Origin of the sequence: Blastomonas sp. CCH1-A6 (genome assembly GCF_001556365.1) — a bacterium.
GTDB lineage: Bacteria > Pseudomonadota > Alphaproteobacteria > Sphingomonadales > Sphingomonadaceae > Blastomonas > Blastomonas ursincola.
Window position 1 is genome coordinate 1 of the sequence record NZ_LSIS01000264.1, and the last position, 17747, is coordinate 17747.

General features: G+C 61.2%; 21 protein-coding genes and 1 tRNA gene. 11 read left to right on the plus strand and 11 right to left on the minus strand.

Translation table 11 applies throughout. The features are described 5' to 3' along the window. From folK to AX735_RS25185, 5 genes are all read left to right on the plus strand, one after another. Positions 1-329, plus strand: a 329-nt coding sequence (folK, locus tag AX735_RS12620) for a 2-amino-4-hydroxy-6-hydroxymethyldihydropteridine diphosphokinase (protein WP_066280663.1), incomplete at its 5' end; no start/stop codon positions are given. An 84-nt stretch (positions 330-413) separates the two neighbouring features. Then, positions 414-489: transfer RNA gene (locus AX735_RS12625), tRNA-Lys, on the plus strand. A 660-nt stretch (positions 490-1149) separates the two neighbouring features. Then, a complete protein-coding gene (locus AX735_RS25180; protein WP_156447497.1) occupies positions 1150-1287 on the plus strand; it encodes a hypothetical protein in 138 nt (45 codons plus the stop codon). 235 nt (positions 1288-1522) lie between these two features. Next, positions 1523-2230, plus strand: a complete 708-nt coding sequence (locus tag AX735_RS24345) for a DUF3800 domain-containing protein (protein ID WP_082751076.1) — start codon at positions 1523-1525, stop codon at positions 2228-2230. 160 nt (positions 2231-2390) lie between these two features. After that, positions 2391-2858: a hypothetical protein gene (locus AX735_RS25185; RefSeq protein ID WP_137775763.1), complete on the plus strand. Its 468-nt coding sequence runs from the start codon at positions 2391-2393 to the stop codon at positions 2856-2858. Positions 2859-2866: 8 nt separating this feature from the next. Here the strand turns inward: AX735_RS25185 and AX735_RS12635 are convergent, their stop codons facing one another. The 11 genes from AX735_RS12635 to AX735_RS25855 all read right to left on the minus strand — a co-directional run bounded on the left by AX735_RS12635 (position 2867) and on the right by AX735_RS25855 (position 10296). Beyond that, positions 2867-3472, minus strand: coding sequence for a hypothetical protein (locus AX735_RS12635; protein ID WP_137775764.1), 606 nt, complete (start codon positions 3470-3472; stop codon positions 2867-2869). 254 nt (positions 3473-3726) lie between these two features. Next, on the minus strand, positions 3727-5079 hold the full coding sequence (locus AX735_RS12640; protein ID WP_066280673.1) for a phage major capsid protein: 1353 nt from the start codon (positions 5077-5079) through the stop codon (positions 3727-3729). 190 nt (positions 5080-5269) lie between these two features. Then, complete coding sequence (locus AX735_RS12645; protein ID WP_066280677.1) at positions 5270-5476, minus strand: hypothetical protein; 207 nt, start codon at positions 5474-5476, stop codon at positions 5270-5272. 226 nt (positions 5477-5702) lie between these two features. Continuing rightward, a complete protein-coding gene (locus AX735_RS12650; RefSeq protein ID WP_066280683.1) occupies positions 5703-6014 on the minus strand; it encodes an HNH endonuclease signature motif containing protein in 312 nt (103 codons plus the stop codon). Next, positions 6011-6334 carry an HNH endonuclease gene (locus AX735_RS12655; RefSeq protein WP_066280690.1) on the minus strand — a complete coding sequence of 108 codons (324 nt, stop codon included), beginning with the start codon at positions 6332-6334 and terminating at the stop codon, positions 6011-6013. The genes AX735_RS12650 and AX735_RS12655 overlap by 4 nt, the downstream gene beginning before the upstream one ends. Then, positions 6331-7110: a hypothetical protein gene (locus tag AX735_RS25190; protein ID WP_137775765.1), complete on the minus strand. Its 780-nt coding sequence runs from the start codon at positions 7108-7110 to the stop codon at positions 6331-6333. The genes AX735_RS12655 and AX735_RS25190 overlap by 4 nt, the downstream gene beginning before the upstream one ends. A 287-nt stretch (positions 7111-7397) precedes the next feature. Beyond that, entirely contained in the window at positions 7398-7619 is a 222-nt protein-coding gene (locus AX735_RS12660; protein ID WP_066280694.1) for a helix-turn-helix transcriptional regulator, read from the minus strand. Positions 7620-7688: 69 nt separating this feature from the next. Continuing rightward, positions 7689-8117 carry a hypothetical protein gene (locus tag AX735_RS12665; protein WP_066280700.1) on the minus strand — a complete coding sequence of 143 codons (429 nt, stop codon included), beginning with the start codon at positions 8115-8117 and terminating at the stop codon, positions 7689-7691. 6 nt (positions 8118-8123) lie between these two features. Then, on the minus strand, positions 8124-9365 hold the full coding sequence (locus AX735_RS12670; protein ID WP_066280703.1) for a tyrosine-type recombinase/integrase: 1242 nt from the start codon (positions 9363-9365) through the stop codon (positions 8124-8126). Continuing rightward, entirely contained in the window at positions 9358-9696 is a 339-nt protein-coding gene (locus AX735_RS12675) for a hypothetical protein (protein ID WP_137775766.1), read from the minus strand. Before AX735_RS12675 ends, AX735_RS12670 begins: the two co-directional genes overlap by 8 nt. A gap of 255 nt (positions 9697-9951) precedes the next feature. Beyond that, positions 9952-10296, minus strand: a complete 345-nt coding sequence (locus AX735_RS25855) for a hypothetical protein (RefSeq protein ID WP_202189572.1) — start codon at positions 10294-10296, stop codon at positions 9952-9954. A gap of 27 nt (positions 10297-10323) precedes the next feature. Between AX735_RS25855 and AX735_RS12680 the strand changes: the two genes are divergently transcribed. From AX735_RS12680 to AX735_RS12705, 6 genes are all read left to right on the plus strand, one after another. After that, on the plus strand, positions 10324-11013 hold the full coding sequence (locus AX735_RS12680) for a cobalamin B12-binding domain-containing protein (protein WP_202189573.1): 690 nt from the start codon (positions 10324-10326) through the stop codon (positions 11011-11013). A 168-nt stretch (positions 11014-11181) separates the two neighbouring features. Continuing rightward, on the plus strand, positions 11182-13014 hold the full coding sequence (locus tag AX735_RS12685; RefSeq protein ID WP_066280717.1) for a DUF885 domain-containing protein: 1833 nt from the start codon (positions 11182-11184) through the stop codon (positions 13012-13014). Positions 13015-13163: 149 nt separating this feature from the next. Beyond that, entirely contained in the window at positions 13164-14564 is a 1401-nt protein-coding gene (locus tag AX735_RS12690) for an MATE family efflux transporter (RefSeq protein WP_066280724.1), read from the plus strand. Positions 14565-14673: 109 nt separating this feature from the next. Then, positions 14674-15636, plus strand: coding sequence for a glycosyltransferase (locus AX735_RS12695; protein WP_231750106.1), 963 nt, complete (start codon positions 14674-14676; stop codon positions 15634-15636). A 208-nt stretch (positions 15637-15844) separates the two neighbouring features. Continuing rightward, on the plus strand, positions 15845-16912 hold the full coding sequence (locus AX735_RS12700; protein WP_066280729.1) for a cell wall hydrolase: 1068 nt from the start codon (positions 15845-15847) through the stop codon (positions 16910-16912). A gap of 362 nt (positions 16913-17274) precedes the next feature. Next, a partial coding sequence (locus AX735_RS12705) for a CHASE2 domain-containing protein (RefSeq protein WP_156447498.1) occupies positions 17275-17747 on the plus strand: 473 nt, incomplete at its 3' end.

Consider the following 17747-nt stretch of genomic DNA (forward strand, 5'->3'; position numbering starts at 1 on the left):
GCCCATCGCAGCGCCGCTACGCCAATGGCGCCGCGATCATCGCGACGCCGCTGATGCCCGACGCGCTGCTGGCACTGCTCAAGCGGATCGAGGCGCGCTTCGGCAGAAGGCGCGGTCAGCGCTGGTCGGCGCGGACGCTCGATCTCGACATCATTCTCTGGTCGGGCGGCAGCTGGTATTCCCCTTCCCCGCCGCTCGTCGTGCCACACCCCGCCTTTCGCACCCGCGACTTCGTGCTGCGCCCGGCGGCGACAATCGCCGCAAACTGGCGCGACCCGCTGACCGGGCTCAGTATCGCGCAGCTCTGCCATCGTGCGGCACGGGGTTGACCCGATGGACCGGCCCGACTAGGGGGATGCCCGCACCCGGGTCCGCCCGGCCACCGATGGCGCAGACCTCGCGCCACCCCCAGGGGGCCCTTAGCTCAGTCGGTAGAGCAACTGACTTTTAATCAGTAGGTCGCTGGTTCGAACCCAGCAGGGCTCACCAAAACTTCAATTAAATCAAGGCTTTGCGGGGATAGCACAGCGAGGCGTTCGTTACGCCGCCTTTATGGGTAACGGTGTGGGTAACAACTGCCTGCTATATCGCGTCCGAGTCGGAAGCCCCGGTTCCGCAGCATTTTGCGGCGAAACCTCCCGGCGGTTGCCTTTGCCCGCCCGCCCGCCTTTGGATTTAGCGGGGGATTGTTTTGCAGTTTGCAAGACAACCTCCCGGCGGTTGCCTTTGGCCTGCCGACAGGGCACGGCGCAGATTGTTGCGCATTTTGCGTAACAATTGCCGTTGGTGCAGCACTATGCGGCACCAGTGATTTCCACCGCAGCATTTTGCGGCACTGGATTTCGGCCTGCCGACCGGGGCAAATTGTTGGCCAATTTGTCCGACAATTTCCGCCGGAGAAAGTGCCGCACTCTGCTGCACTTTAGTCAGCTTCGCATCCCGCCGGATATGCGCGCCCCGCTCCCTTTGGCCACGCCAGGCGGCGCAGGTTACGCGAGCGCCTCAGGGTTCATCTTGCCAATCCTATTTACGGCTGCGGATGCGCCGATAGCCGCGATCCTGAATAACTCTCAGCTCTCCGGCCCAGGCTCATCCTTCCCCCAGATGCCTGGTCGCTTCCCAAAATAGCCATCGTCCACAAGATCGGCGATGACCATCGCCATGGACGCACCAGACAGCCTTTTAGCGATATGCTTTGCCATCACGGAATGCGCGTTGTCGCTCTCCAACGCCCGTTTGGACCGCAACCCGGCCTTTGTGGTGGCAGGCGCAGCCTTGATGGCGTGATAGATTATAGTTTCGAGTTCAGATTGATCGATTCGGCGCATAGCGAGTTTTTTGGCCTGACCGCGCGATGAAGGGAAGCTATTTGTTCACTAAATGTTCCATGCGCATACCCCCCTTCGCGTCACTCATCTGACGCCTGCCCAAGCTCGCAGGTTAGCAACGTCGCTCGGCATTTACGTCCAATATGAATGCGGTTCGAGTCCACAACCGGGCCGCCGGATGATATCGAGTGGCTATGCATTTCGTTTACGTTGACGACTCAGGAGACGAAAATCGGGCCTGTTTTTCGGCTTTGATAATCCCAGCGAAGCACTGGCGGGAAGCTTTAGACCACTTGATGGAGGCACGGCGCTGGATGGCTTATTGCGACGGCATTTACATGGCAGTCGAGCTTCACTCTACTGATTGGCTGGCGGGAAAGGGCAGGATCGCGAAGCGTCCAATTTCCAAAGAGCGCCGTGCTTCACTCTACAATTTTTTCCTATCGGCAATCGCCAGGCTTCCTGATGCACAGTTAATAAACGCTTGCGTCGAAAAAGGACACAAAGACCGCGCATTTGAATACCTGTTAAATAGAATTCAGAGAAATATGGCTGAGACTGACAGTAGTTGTGTATTGTTTTGCGACGAAGGAAAAAACTATGACAACCTTAAACGACGCTTGGGCATTCATAATTACATAAAGAGCAAATACGGCGGATGGCAACAGGGGTCGGTAGCAAAAAATATTCCTGCTGACAGAATAATTGAGGATATCGTTTATCGCGAATCCAAAAGATCAGCTTTTATACAAGCTGCAGATGCTTGCGCATATGCATTGCTACGCCGGGAGCGCCCACTTGCCTCCAAGACTGCGCTTGGTCTCGATCAATCATTTTTTATTTTGGACAAAATAATGGTTAAAAAGGCTTACGCCAGTGACCCATATGGCATAATTCGATGAGATGGCTGCCGCGCCGGTTGGCGATCTTCATCGCTCCTAGCGCAGCCTCTATAAATTACAAACGATGCAGAGAAAAATCAAGCCTCAGTTTGTCTAAGCGCGCCACAATGTAGGCCCCATGACACAAATACGAACTTCAGAACACAGAGAGGATTTGAAAATGATAGAGCTTGATGAATTTGAATTTCACCAATCACACCTTCTAGAGCCAGGAAATCTTGCGCTATTTCCTCATCTTACCATGAACCTTGGAATCACAATTATCACCGATTTTGATAAGCGGCGAGTTGCTGTGCCATTAAACCAAACAACAGCGGCACACGATTGGCTCGACATCGACGAAATCGGCGACATCGCTTGTCGAATTACAGATTACACTTTTGAGTTAGATCCCGTCACAATCTGCATCACACCCACTGCTGGCGCACTGGCAATAAGAAACAATATGTTGTCCATTGTCGTCAAGGGACGACACAATTTGTACCAAATTCCCTTTAAAGAAATAGAACGTAGCGCAGGAGGAAAAACAATGTTTTTCCCCCGGTGGCGAATCATTAGACAAAATGGAGACCGATGCGTGACTATCTTTAGTTCGCCTGAGCAACCCACAGCCGGCACGACGACCTAAATTCCGGTTTACATCTGGACAGTCCGCTCAACTGCGCTGGTCACACCATCCGCGCCCACCTCTAGGCGCACGATGTCGCCACCGATCCAAACCCGCTCGGCAAGGGCCACAGCACCGGACTCCACCGCCCAGGGCGTTTCGCATTGCGCATCGACCACGCGCCGCATCCGCTTGGGATTGAAGCCCTTGCGCGCTGCGACCTTGAAAGCGTCGGTGTGGTTGGCGCTGCACACGTAGTAATCGAGCTCCACCGGCTCGAAGGGCGCATAGCCGGGAAACAGCTCGCCAGAGGGCACGACATGCAAGCGCGGCCTGCCCTCGAAGCTCGCCATCAGAATTCGCCCGAAGCCGCCGATCGAAACAAACCAGCGCAGTGCATCCGAAGCGATCTCCAGCGCCTCATCCAAGTTCTCGGGGTCTGCCGCCTTCATGATCTCTATGAGGGCTTGATGCGACGGTCCCCAGGTTGAAAAGGTTGCGGCAAATGGCCAGGACTCGCCTTGAAAGGCCTTGGATGCGTAGGACATAATCTCGCCGCTGTGTCCGTCCCATAAGGCCGTATCGACCCAGACGAACGATTTGCGACCATGCACTAGGCCGTTCTGTAGGGTCATGCTCGAACACCTTTAATCCGATTGCTTTGGGGTCACTTGGGACAGACGCGACAATGGCCACAGGACCGGCACCTGGCACCCCAAGTTGAGCAGCCACCCCGGCAACCGTGGCGACAACGCTGGCAATCGTGCCGATGGTTCTCAGTATCTTTGACATCGCCGCCCTCTACGTTCTGGAAAGGTGGAGAGGGGCAGGCTCACCAAACCGCCCCCCTCCAGGCATAACCGGGGGAAGAAACCACAAAAAAACCCGGTTACGCCTTAACTCCGATCAGCTTGCAGAAGCTGGCCTCGTGCGCGAACGCGACATCAGCGCGCATACGTGCCCAAAAACCAATCTGGCCGTTCGCCGCATAGGTCTGGTCGAGCCGCAGGATCGTCAGCCCCTCACGGATTGCCAGGATTGCCTCGGCAAAGTCGCCCATCAGCACGGTCGAGCAAATGCCTGCTGCGGTGCCCTGGGTCTGGTCGATCGGAACTGCCGTTGTCGAAAGCTTGGGCATCGACGCCACAGGCTCAGGCGCAACCAGCGGCTGGCCGGTCGTGTCCTTCAGCTTGCGGAACGTGCGGGCCGTGCGGGGGTGCCAGATGGCGGCAGTGGGCGCGGCGGCGTTGTCCAGCTCAAGCTCGTAAACCATGTCGAGCAGATCGTCATAATCGCCAGGCGTATCGCCATTGGTGCCCATCGAGACAGTGTTGATCCCGGCACGCCCGAACAGGCCAGCCGGTTCGTTACCGCTGCCCGAACCGAACAGACACGCCCGGTCAAGCTCGGTCGAGAGCGCACCAATCAAAGCGCGCTCCAGGATTTCGGCGATGTTCACGGAGTCTGCCAGAAGCTCGTAAGGCACCTTGACCAGCGTCGAAAGCGACTTGGCAGACAGATTGACCGCGCCCAGCGTGATATCGCTATCGCCGATACTGTCATTCTCACCGCGCCAGATAGCGGTCGGGTCACTGTCCAGGCGAACGATGCGGGTCAGGCCGTCATCAAGCTCCATGGTGCGAGCCCCAGCCGCCACAAACACCGAACGCGCGCGCAGCTTGTCGATAAAGTCGCGCATCACCTCGGTCGGCACGGAATAGCCGCCTGCGGTATTGGTGCCGCTTTCCAGCGCCGCCCGAACCCGGTCGTTACGCGGGCCAAAGAACATGCCTTCGAGCAGCTCACCAAGGCCGACGTCAGCGCGGGGGCCATCCCCGGCCATCTTGTCGGTCGGCTTATAGAGCTTGATCGGCTCTTTCGTCTTGGCGTTGATCCAGCCGCTGCTGTTGTCTGCGGCGTCCATGGTGCCGATCGCCTTATGCGCGGCGATATGGTTCAGGATCTCGATATCCATCATATCGACGAACGCCATAGCAGCGTCATAGGCCGGTGCATCGCGCTCGGCCTTCCAATCGGGCTTTTGCGTATGCTCGGCAACCCATGCGCGGGCTTCATTGCCGATGCGGCGCAGATCGGCGACGTGACCGCCGTTCTCTTTCACCTTTTCGAGCTTGTTCTGAAGCTTGTCGAACGTGTCGCCAGCGACAGCCTTCAGCTTGCCGCCGTTCTCAGCGATAGCTTGGCGGCATTCGAGAATGCTGCGGTAAACCTTCGTTGTCATGTCATTGTTCCTTGGAGACGCCGACGCCCATCAAATCGCGTCGGCACGTTAAACCCTGAGGCAAAAGCCCCATCGTGCCGACGCCTGGGCAATGACCAAAGGGGCCAAAGTGGTGGCGTCACCGCGCTAGAACCGGAAGGGCCGGGAAGCGCGCCAAGTGCCGAACACTAAGCACAAATCGGCAGAAAAGTCAACAATCCGGGTCGTCAAAGACGTGCAAAGCCACGTCGGCAAAGTATTGCTTCGCCCGGTCGACGCCTATGTCTTTCAGCGTTATGCCAGCTGCCACAGAGAGCAGCGCTTGAACGGTGTCGCTCTTGGAAACGCCCAGGTCGATCATCTTTTGCGCAAAGATGGCGGTGGCATCGTGAATTGATACTTGCTGCGGTTCATTCATGGTTTTGCCTTTCGGTCTTGGGTGATTGGAGAGGATCGGCCTCGCGCGCGCGCGCGCGGGTGAAAATCTGTGTTTGCGTTAATGGAGCGGAACCACACCGATCCTGCGGCGGCAGGTTGGGGAGTTTGTCCGCCCCCCTGGGGTTGAAGCCTGAAGCGTGGACGCGGGAATTTCCGAACCACGTCGGTCCTTCGCCGCCATCCTCCAAAGTTTGGGGTGCACGGGGTCATTCGATCGGAAACCCGTCCAAGCCAAAGCGCGGTCTGCGCCTAAGCGGTCTGCCACGGTCGCGCGCATCCTTCTCCCTGGCGCAATCGGCACATAGCAGCTGATAGTTGCTGCGATCGCTCGTGCCGCCCTTGGCCAGAGGGATGATGTGGTCGGCAATCGTGCCGATGACGATGCGCGGGGGGTCCGCCTCCCGGCATGCCTCGCACAAGACGACAGTGCGCATCAGGTGCGCCCGCATAGTCTCGTGCTGCCGTCCATAGCCGCGCTGTTGACGGGTCTTGCCGCCGTGATCCCATCGGCTGGTCATGGCTTGCTCCCGCCTTCTGCCAGCCTTGCCCTTGCCCTGCGCTTGGCATTGCGCATCATCGCGCCCTCACGCCCGGTCTTGATAAGGTGGTGATCCCGGCACAGCGCCTGGTAATTCGACCGGGTATCATCGCCTCCCATGCATCGGGGGATGATGTGATCGGCGAACACGGCAGGGACGTTGCCGCGCCCTTCCTCTTGGCATTGCTGGCAATACGGTTCTTCTGCCAGCAGGCGCTTGCGCATCCTTTTGTGGGCCGTGCCATAACCGCGCAGGGCAGGCGCGATCGGTCGGCCCCAATTGTGGGGTCGTTTGTTCATGCGATTACCTCGCTCAATCGTGATCGGTGATGTTCGGGCAGGGGCCGCCCGTGTATGAACTTCGAGAGTGTTCCCGGCGGTATCTGGGCACGCGCTGCCAAGCGTGTCTGCTCGCCAGGCTGCGACCGGTCGAGATGGCTGCGCAGCCGCTCGCGCAGATCGGCCAAATCGGCCCGCCGGTGTTCTAGTGCATGTTTCCGCTGTTCAGATGCGGCTGCGCTATTCCCGTCCCCCTGGTAAATTATAAGTGTTGTAGTTTCTGCAAATTCAGGATCGTTGGAAACGGCGGGTTTTTCCAAGTTTCCTGTTGCAGTTTCTTCAACCGATGCAGGGTCCGTTTCCAGTGATCGTGCAGAAACTTCAACCGCTGGCGACGAAACCTGCAACCGCGTGTTTCCATCTGGCGTCCATTTGCGATAGTCATGCGTTGGCGCGGCGGGTCTGCCTCCCGGCCATGGCTGCCACGTCATGCGCCAAAGGCTCGCGTGCTGCACCTTCCGCGAAAATCCGCCCTTTTCGGTGCAGACGATAAAGCCCTTCTCTTGCAGCTCGCCTAGGCAGCGCCAAGCCGTTCGAACACTGTAACCGCTTGCTTCCGCTGCTTCTTGGCAGCTGAAGCCAAGCTTGCCATTACGCGTGCCGTTGTCCCGCGCCATAAGCGCCAGCAACACCTTCACGGCTGGCCCGCTTAGGTGCCGCCAAGCAACCGTCGACATCAGGAAGGCATAGACCCGCACGTGCGTCGGTTCTTTCTTCTGCCGCCATCGGTCGGCCATCTAGGCACCCCGCGTCAGATCGGTGATTGCCCAGCCGGTGGCGTCGGACAACCAGCGTGCGGCCTGCATCGCCGATGCGTGCGAGCCGTGCGTGCCAGGGCGCTCTATGCTCGGCGGCAAAGCTTGCGGGGGAAGGATCAACAGCCGAAAGAAAGCGCCATCTTTGCGAACGTGAATGCTCGGCGAAAATTGCGTTTCAGTGCCGTTTGCGTTATGGACTTGGGTAGCGTCTGCTCGATGCGATCCCAAGCCCTGCCCCCTCGTCGGGGTGGGGCTTTTCGGTTCCATCAAGCCGCCTCCGCTCCATCGCGCGCAGCAAGCCGGGCATCAATCCACTGCTCGATGCTCGACTCCAGCCAGCCGTTGAGGCGGTCGGAAATCTTGACGGGGCGGGGGAACGTGCCCCGATCCATTTCCAGGTAAATCATCGACCGCGACAGGCCGGTTACTTTCGACACTTCCGGCAGGCGCATGAAACGCCGCGTCGGGGTTTGGTGCCTGTTTTCCATCGTTTACCATCCTTTGCTGTTTTAGGATGGCATTGAATTAACAGGCTCGCGGTGGCCCTGCCGCCACGGTTAATTCGTGGCTTTTAGCCGGGCCAGCTCTGCGGCGATCAAGTTGTAACTGTCCTCGACGGCCCCGGCGCTGCCCTGCGCAAATGTGCCTCGCAAGTAAGCCGATGCCCGTTCAAAGGCACTCTCCCTATTGCCGCCGTCTATGTCCCGCCGGGCGAGTTGCCACGCTGCCACCCGGTGCCGTTCGCGGTGCACCCTTGACCGGATCAACTTTGCTTTCGGTCCGCCGGTCTTCCCTTTTCCCGGTGCGCCGCCCTTCTCATAAGTGAACTTAAGCGCGCGCAGCGCCTCATCGGCAACCCATGCGGGCAAGGGCCTGTCATACATGGTGCACCAGCGGAACGCAGTGATAAGCTGGCGATAGTCCCCCAACTCGTATAACCGGCGGCAGTCGGCAACTTGCTTGTCAACGAACTCGTCTAATTCCATGGCGGGTCATCCCCTCAACTGGCGAACGTTGCCGCGCCGGTCGCGCTTGTCCTTGACGATGCGGTCAACCTCGCGTGCCCATGCGTTTAGGGCGGTGCGCTTTTCATCCTGCCAATCGTGCCGCTGGTAAACGCCAGCAATGCCGCCCTTCGATCCCGATACGTGATTGAGGATCGCCTCTGTCACCTCGATACGGACGCCAAGCCGCTGCAAGCCGGTCGCCACAGTCCGCCGGATATCGTGCAACGTCCATCGGTCGCCTTGATCCCGCTCTAGCGCCTTGTCGATCGCGCGACGGTAGCGGTCCACAACCTTGCTGATGCCGCTGGCGCTGTTCTCGCCATTGCCAGCCGCAGGGAACACCCGCGCGCTGCCCTCGGTGGCGGGGACAGCCGCCAAGACCGCCAGGGCGTCGCCAGACAGCGGCACCAGATGCGCAACGCCATTCTTCGCCCGCTCTGCTGGAATGGTCCAGAGCGCAGCCTCTAGGTCAATTTCTGGCCATTCCGCCTCAAAGACCTCACTGCGGCGCTGGCCGGTCAGGATCAGCAGCTTGACCGCCGGTCCCCATGGCAGCGGTTGCCGCTCGGCTTCCTGCCATAGCGCCCGCAATTCGGCATCGGACAACACCCGATCGCGGGCCTTAGGCTTGGCGGGCCTGCCAGCGTCGCGGCAGGGATTGGACGGCAGGCGGTCAAGCCTTGGCATCGCCCAGCTATAGAACGCGCTCAACTGCGCATGAACCGCGCGCGCCATGACGGGGGCGGTTGCTGCAATGTCGTCGATCATTTCGGAAACATCGGCGCGCGTGACGGCATCGGCCATGCGGTCGCCCATGGCTGGCAGGATGTAGCGGTCAAATATCCGCTCGACCTCCCCGATGGATCGCAGATCGGCCTTGCTGGCCTTGTATGCGGGCCATAGCGCCCGGATGGTGCCCTTGCCGCTCCCGGTGCGCTTCTGCGCCTTTACAACCGCCGCAGGGTCTTTCCCGGCCTCGATATCGCTTAGGGTAGTGCGCGCGGCCTTGCGGGCATCTGCCAGCCCGAACCTTGGGCCATATCGGCCCAGCGTGATGTTGCGAACCTGCCCGCCAACGCGCTTGCGAACGATGAACGTCACTGCCCCGGACGTGCCGACGCGGACGCGCAGCCCCGGTACCTTGGCGTCGCTGATTTCGATGCGCCCGGTTGCAGGGGCCTTAAGCCCCTGCAACTTGGCATCAGTCAGGATGACGGCATCAGCCATATGCTACTTCATGGGCATCCATGGCGAGTTGCATCGCGATGGCCTTGGTCTTGTTAAGAGTGCCCTCGAATATGTCTTCATCGACAAAGATTTCGAGCTTCTTGGCAAGGTCGCGCGCGTTCGTCGCTGGCGTCAGCATTACGGCCATGCATGCATGATACTGCGCATCGGCGAAAACGCTGGCTTGCTCCTCAGGCATTGAAACGCCCTCGCCTTCCGCCGTGTAGAACGCCAGGTCAAACTCAGCTTTAGCGCGGCGATAGTCGCTGTAGAGCTTGTCGAATGTAGGGGTGACGGTCGCGCGCGGGGCCTGTAGTTCGGTGTCAGCCATGATGATCTCCTTTCGATCAGTGTGGTTAGGCCGGGCCTTGGGGTTGCCGCCCCTTGGCCTGGTCGACCCCATATCAGTGGGTCGCCAACACTGTTACCCTGGGTAACGCTTGGGGTCAAATACTATCGCATGCCCTTGGACGACATTAGACCGTAACCGTTGAATTTACGGGCTTTTCTAGACGCTGCTAGATGACGCTAGATCGCCAAATTCTAACTTTTAATCAGTAGGTCGCTGGTTCGAACCCAGCAGGGCTCACCATTTCCATAAATGCACGGACTTGGAGCGCGTCGGACGTTTTGGGCTTTCCGAAAGCCGCTGATGATTGTCGTTCATCCCACCAACAGGAAGTTCTCGACATTCCGGTCCGGCAATGATGTTGTTCGTCCATAGAATTCCGAAGCAGTGAACGCATAGGAGAGGGCCATGGGGCGAGGCGCGCAGGCACCGATCCCGCAGATCGATCGACACAGCTTGCGGCAGCTGGAAACGCATTTCGTTGCGCCGGACATTTACCGGCGCGGTGACCTCGCGCTGCGCCAGAGCCAGCTTGCGCAGATGGTCTCCGATCGGGTGATACCGCAGCTGCTGCGCCTGCACGACGAGATCGTGCCCGAAGCACCGTCGGTGGAGGCGGTGCTCTCCGTGCTGGCGCCCGATCGCGTGGACATTGCGGGACTTGCAGACATTGTTCTGGGCGACGATCTCGAAGCGGCGGTGCGCTATGTGATTGTGCTCCGCGACCGTGGGCTTTCGATGGAAACGCTCTTCATCGAACTGCTCGAGCCAACGGCGCGTCACCTGGGCGAGATGTGGGACAATGATGCGTGCGACTTCATCGACGTGACGCTCGGCGTTGCACGGCTGCAGAAGCTGCTTGCCGCATTCAACAACACGCATAGCTGCGATGCGCTCGACATGCGGCGCACTGTCCTGATGGCCATGACGCCCGGCGATCAGCATTTTTTCGGCGTGACAATGGTTGAGCGGTTTCTGGAAGGGTCGGGCTGGAAAGTGCAGACCGAAACAGCCGCGTGCGCCGAGGAGATCGCCGAAGCTGCGAGGACACGCTGGTTTGCGGTTGCCGGTCTTACCGCCGGCTCCACCCATATGATCGACAGCCTTTCCGAGACCATCGGCCTGATCCGCAAGCGCTCGCAAAACCCGCATATCGGCATCATGGTCGGCGGGCCGCTTTTTGCGGAGGATCCTTCGCTGGTTGCCGCCGTGGGTGCCGACGCGACAGCCCCCAGTGCGCCTACTGCCGTCCTGGTGGCGCAAAAGCTCTCGGATGCAGCATCCGTCCATTTGAACTGAGCTCGGTCAGATCGCGGCGCCCGGCAAGGTACTTCCATAGGACTGGGTTCGATCGATGCCGCAATGCCGGGTCGGCAACGCTGGCCATTCGTATACCGTTCGTCGAAGACAGGCTTCCCCGTTTGCAATCATGCACTTATGGTCCGCGCCAAACCAAGGGGAATCATCATGAAAATGTCGCTTCGTTTCGCCGTTTCCGCCTTCTCGCTTGCCCTGGCGCTGCCCGCTTCGGTCACCATCGCCGGTGATGCCGCTGCGCAGACGGCCGAAACCACCCAGGATGCCGCGCTCACCGCCTTTCTCGATGCCGAGTTCGAGGCGTGGGTGAAGATGCAGCCGCAGCTCGCCACGCGGCTCGGCCGCAAGGACGGCGGCGACAAGTGGAACGATCCGAGCGAAGCTGCCGCCGCAGCGCAGCTCAAATGGCGGCAGGACAGCGTCGCGCGGATGAAGGCGAAATTCGACCGTGCGAAGCTGTCGCCCGAAGCGCAGGTCAACTATGATATCTGGGAACTCGAGGCCGAGCGTGCCGCCTTGTCTCATGCCAACCGCCTCTATCGCCCGCCCTTCTATTCGCGGCTCTATTCGGCGCACAGCCAGTTGCCCGATTTCCTGATCAACACGCACACGATCGCCGACGAGGCCGATCTGAAGAACTATATCGCGCGGATCAAGGGAATGCCTGCGGTGCTCGATGTGGCGATCGAGCGGACCAAGGCGAGCGAGGCAGCCGGCATCCGTGCCCCGAAATTCCAGGTTGAAACGATCATCGCGGGCAGCGAGAAGCTGACCAGCGGCGCGCCTTTCGGCGACGGCCCCGATGCCGCACTCTGGGCAGACGTGAAGGCCAAGACCGAGGCGCTGGTCAGTGCCGGCAAGCTGCCGCGCGCTGCTGCGGACAAGCATCTGGCTGAGGCGCGTGCAGCGATCGTCGCGCTGAAGCCTGCCTATGAGCGGGTCATCGCCTGGGCCAGGGCAAGCCTGCCCAACGCCCCCAGCGGCAAGGTGGGCGCGCTGACGCTGCCCGATGGCGCAGCCTATTATGCCAATGAGCTCAGGCTCAACACGACGACCGACTATACCGCCGAGCAGATCCACCAGATCGGCCTGTCGGAAGTCGCGCGGATCGAGGCCGAACAGGATGCGCTGGCGCAAAAGGCCGGGTTCAAGGATCGCAGCGCCTATTATGCCGAGCGCGCGCGCCTCAATCCGCCGCGCCAGTTCGACGATGCCGCGCGCAAGGAGTATCTCGACAGCGCCAATGCGTTCGTGAAGCACACGCGCGGTCTGCTTGGCCCCTATTTCAACACGCTGCCCGCCTATGGCATCGAGGTGGTCCGCGAACCCGCGTTCTCCGAAGTGGCAGGCGGCGCTGCGCATGCCTCTGCCCCCAGCCCCGATGGCGCGCGCCCCGCGCGCACCTATGTGCATCTGGTCGGCACCGTCCCCGATCCGGCGGCCAAGTACACTTTGATGTGCCATGAGGCAGTGCCGGGGCACAACATGCAGGGCGACATCCAGGTCCGGCAGAAGAGCGGACCGCAGTTCCGCGCGGTGACCGGATATGTCGCGTTCGGCGAAGGCTGGGCGCTCTATGCCGAATCGCTGTGCAAGGAAATGAACGCCTTTCCCGATATCGCCGCCGATTTCATGCGGCTCGATGCCGAGCTCTTCCGCGCGGCGCGTCTGGTGGTCGATACCGGGCTGCACGCCAAGGGCTGGACCGAGGACCAGGCGGTCGAATACATGAACACCACCGGACGCCAGCCGATCGAGCGCTCGCGCTCGGAAATCCGGCGCTATATCACGCTGCCGGGCCAGGCGACCGGATACAAGATGGGCATGCTCAAGATCGTCGAGCTGCGCCAGAAGGCCGAAAAGGCGCTGGGTCCCAAGTTCGACATCAAGGGCTTTCACGACCTGCTGATCGCATCGGGTTCGCAGCCGCTGTCGATCCTCGAACGCAGGGTCGATGACTGGATCAGGCGCAGCCAAGGCTGACCGCGCGGCGGAGCAAAAGCGGGTTTCTGTTCGAAACCCGCTTTTGCTGGCGCGCTTATGCCCTATATGGACGGCACGGGGCAGCCAGGTTCGCTCGCCCACAGCATGGACACGCCGCCATTTCTGACTCCGCCACCGCCCCGCTCGAGATGACCCCCACCGATGCCGGATCGGAGGAGACCGGTGTCCGCGCCGCAGCCGTACCCGCTGCGGCAGCCGGGCGCCCAGGGGGCGCAAAGTTCCTGACCGGCAGCCTGATGCGCCATGTCGCGGTGATGACGCTCACCTCGAGCATCGGCCTGCTGGCGCTGTTCGTGGTCGATTTCGTCAACCTGTTCTTCATCTCGCGCCTCGGCGATCCGGCGCTGACCGCAGGCATCGGCTTTGCCAGCACGCTGCTGTTCCTCAACTCCTCGCTCAATATCGGGCTGATGATAACGATCAGCGCGCTCGCGGCGCGGCGCATCGGCATGGGCCGGGCGGAAACGACACGCGCGCTGCTGGGCGAGGTGCTGCTGCTCGGCATCGTGCTGTCGGCCATCATCGCCACGATCTTCTGGACCTTCGCACCGCAATGGGTCGATCTGATGGGGGGCAGCGGCACCGCCAAGGACGCCGCGGTCAGTTATATCCGCATCGTCGCCCCCTTCGGCCCCGTCACCGTCACCGGGATGGTGTGTTCGGGGCTGCTGCGGGCCTATGGTGATGCCCGGCGCGCGATGAATACCACGCTGGCCATGGCGATCGGCAATGCGGTGTTCGATCCGCTGCTGATCTTCGGCCTGGGCTGGGGCTTTGTCGGCGCGGCCTGGTCGACCGTGATCTCGATCATGCTGATGGCGATCACCGGCGTCGTCCCGATCCTGCGCCATTATGGCGGCTTTGCCATGCCCTCGCTCGAGAGTTTCGCTGCCAATCTCACCGATATTCGCAAGATCATGGTGCCGGCGGTGCTGACCAATCTGGCGACGCCGGTGGGCGGCATCATCGCCTTCCGCCTGATCGCGGTCTATGGCGAGGCATCGGTGGCCAGCTATGCGGTGATCGGCCGCATCATCCCGCTCGCCTTCTGCCTGCTCTTCTCGCTGTCGGGATCGATCGGCCCGATCATCGGCCAGAATTACGGTGCGGGTCAGCTGGACCGGGTGCGCGGCACCATCGACCGCGCGGTGATCTTTGCCGCCGGATTCACGCTGCTGATCTGGCCGCTGCTGATCCTGGGCGTCGATACCATCGGCTGGCTGTTCGATCTGCCGACAGGCGGCATGGACCTGATCCACGCCTTTGCCTGGGTGGTCGTGCCGCTGTTCTTCTTCAACGGCCTGCTGTTCATCGCCAATGCCAGCTTCAACAATCTCGATCGTGCCTCGTGGTCGACCTGGACCAACTGGGGGCGCAACACGCTGGGCGTCCTGCCACTCGCGATGCTGGGCAGCCAGATGGCCGGAGCCCCGGGCGTGCTGATTGGCCAGGCGGTGGGCGGCGTGCTGTTCGGGCTGGGCGCCTATTGGCTCACCCGGTACAGGGTAAATCAGCTGCGGCAATTATAGGTTAACCCGTTTGGCGATAGGCGATGTTGCAGCTATTTGTGCAAGTCAGTTTCTCTAATCCGGTTTTACGCTGATCATGTCTTCGCCCGATACTCCCCTGATTTCGGTCATGATGAGCGTGTACAACGCGGAGCGGTACGTTGCCGAGGCCATCCAGAGCATCCTGGGCCAGACCGAGGGCCGATTCGAATTCCTGATCGTCAACGACGGGTCGCGCGATGCCTCGGGGTCGATCATCGATCGCTATGCCGCGCAGGACAGCCGCATACGGGCGATCCACCAGGAAAATCGCGGGCTGATCGTCAGCCTCAACCGCATGCTCGACGAGGCGCGTGCACCTCTGGTGGCCCGGATGGACAGCGACGATGTCTCGCGGCCCGAGCGGTTTGCCGTGCAGCTCGCCTGGATGCAGGCACATCCCGATATTGCGGTGCTGGGCACCAATACCGACGAACTCGACGCCGACGGTGCGTTCTTTCCGTGCAGCGATTTCCATCCCGAACATCCCGCCGATATTCGCGAGCGGCTGATGGCGGCGAGCGCGATGTGCCATCCTTCGGTGATGATGCGCCGCGATGTCATCCGGGCGCTCGGCGGATATCGCGCCGCGTTCCGGCATTGCGAGGATTATGACCTGTGGCTGCGGGTCAGCGAACGCCACGACCTGTACAATCTGCCCGACCGGCTGTTTCTCTATCGCCGTTCGCCCGACCAGGTGAGCGAGAAGCACATTCTGGTGCAGGCGATCGGGGCGGCATGCGCGCGCTATGCCGCGCAGCAACGCCGCGCAGGCCTCCCCGATCCGTTCGAAGGCGCCACCAGCCTCCCCTCGCTCGACCAGATCGATGCGGTGCTGGGCAGCAGCGGCGTGGGCGCGCGGATGCGGCTCGAGGTGATCGACAGCATCAAATATTCGCCCGAAGCGATGAGCGGCGGCGGGCTGGAACTGATGCAGGCGCATCTGCGCGACGGGGGAACCAAACAGGGTTTCTGGCGGACGGCAGGACGCATGGTGAAGATGGGGATGATCCCGCAGGCACTCACCCTCTCGCTCGATCTGATGCGATACTAACCCTTTCGAGACACCTCGGCTTTTCAGGCTGTTAACCCCTGCTGCCATGCGTGTCCCTGTGCGAGACAGCGCAATTTGGGCGCTGATTTGGTAACAGTTTTGCGCTATCGGGGCATGTGACGGCGATCATAACGCCTCCCCCACCGTCAGGATACCGCTCCTCCCCATGCTTTCGCGCCTTGCCCCCCTTTTGAGAGCCCATGGCGCGATGGGTCTGCGCGAATGGATCGCCTGGCTTTTGCTGGCGCTGGTCCTTTCGGTCGGAGCTTCGCAGATCGTGCGCGCCCAGCGCGCCGACGAGATCGAGCGCGCACCCCGCTATCAGCCCGAAGGCGGCATGGCGTTCGAGCACGCTGGCGAGAATTTTCCGGGCTCGGCCTTCTATTATCTCGACGATGCAGGCTCGCTCGCGCCGCCCGCGCCTGCGGTGCTCATCGATCAGGAGCCTAGCCCGGGCACAGCCACCTACATGGTGCGCGGCATGGCCCTGACTGGATCGCCGCTTGATCATGCCCGCGCGCTGCAATGCCTGACTGCCGCGATCTATTACGAGGCGGCGATGGAACCCGATGCCGGCCAGCAGGCGGTCGCACAGGTCGTGCTCAACCGCGTCATGCATCCGAGTTATCCCAACACCGTGTGCGGCGTCGTCTATCAGGGGTCGGAACGCGCCAGCGGCTGCCAGTTCACCTTCAGCTGTGATGGCGCAATGGCGCGCGCGCCGAGCCCGATCTACTGGGCGCGGGCGCGCCGCGTCGCCGAACGCGCGCTGGCTGGCTATGTCTATCGCCCGGTCGGCACGGCAACGCATTATCACACGACCGAAGTCTCGCCCTATTGGGCACCCAGCCTCGATTATATCGGCACCATCGGTGCGCATCGCTTCTATCGCTGGCAGGGCGCGGCGGGGCGCAGCATCGCCTTCAACGCGCGCTATCTGGGCGGGGAACCCTTTCCGGGCCCCAAGCCGCGCACCGTCTTCACGCTGGCTGGCGGCGTCGATCCGCTCGACCCGCTGGTGCTGGCCAAGGCCTATGAGGCGGCGCGGCTGAAGGCCGAGGCCGAAAATGCGGGCGCGCTGGAAGCCCAGCGGCTCGGCCGCCCCTCTGCCGTTGCCAATCCTGCCATATCGGCCAGCCCGGCGCCCGCCTATGCCCCCGAGATCGCACGGCGGGGCGGCGAGAATGCACTGCGCGGCAGCAACCTGCCCGACAACAGCCAGATACGCCCCGAATATCGCAATTCCGGCCAGTGGATCCGTCAGCCCGGCACCTGAGGTAAGCGCAGGATATGGCGTTGCGCTGGCGTTAACCAGCTTTGCCAACCAGCTTCGCGAAACCGTGCTTAGCACTTGCTATCCTATCATCGGCACTCTGCAGGCCTGTCGGCTCGGCCTTGTCCCGAATTGGGACGGGCCTCCAGCAAGGCCTGTCGGCCGTTCGGATTCGAAAGCCATGGGAGGCGCGAAAAAATCGTCCTGTTTTCTGTAACTTGGCGCTCTGGCTCGGCCTCGCGATCGTCGCATCCGGGGCTGCTTCCAGAGTCGGATGCAAACGACCGATGAAACCTTCGATCCGAGGCAGATTTGCATTTGGTTAACCGCCTGCAGGATATGACGGTTTACGAGGAAGTAACCACATGAAGCCCGTCACCACTCGTAACAGCAAGAGACCGGCCAGCCCGATGCGCATCCTGCTCATCTGGACGCTGGTGTCGGGCCTGTTGTTCGGGGTCGCGGAATTCGGTGAGCCGCTGGATGACATTTTCCGGATCGCGCGGAACAAGATGCGCGAACACAATGCGAGCGGCCAGGTGGTCGTTGTAGGCATCGACGATCTGGCGCAGCAGGAGATCGGCGATTGGCCTTGGAAGGCTGATCGCTACGCCCGCATGGTCGACAACCTGAACGCAGCCGGCGCGAATCGCATATTTTTCGATTTCACGATCAAGGGCCTGGCAAACGACCCGGGTGCCCGCCGCCTGGTTGAGGCATTGAAGAAGCATGATGGCAAGGTCTATCTCTCCGCAGCCTTTTCGGAGGACGGCGCAACGGGCAAAGTTAGCGTCCGCGCTCGTGGTGTAATTTTCGGTGGAGATTTAGGTGCTGCTGG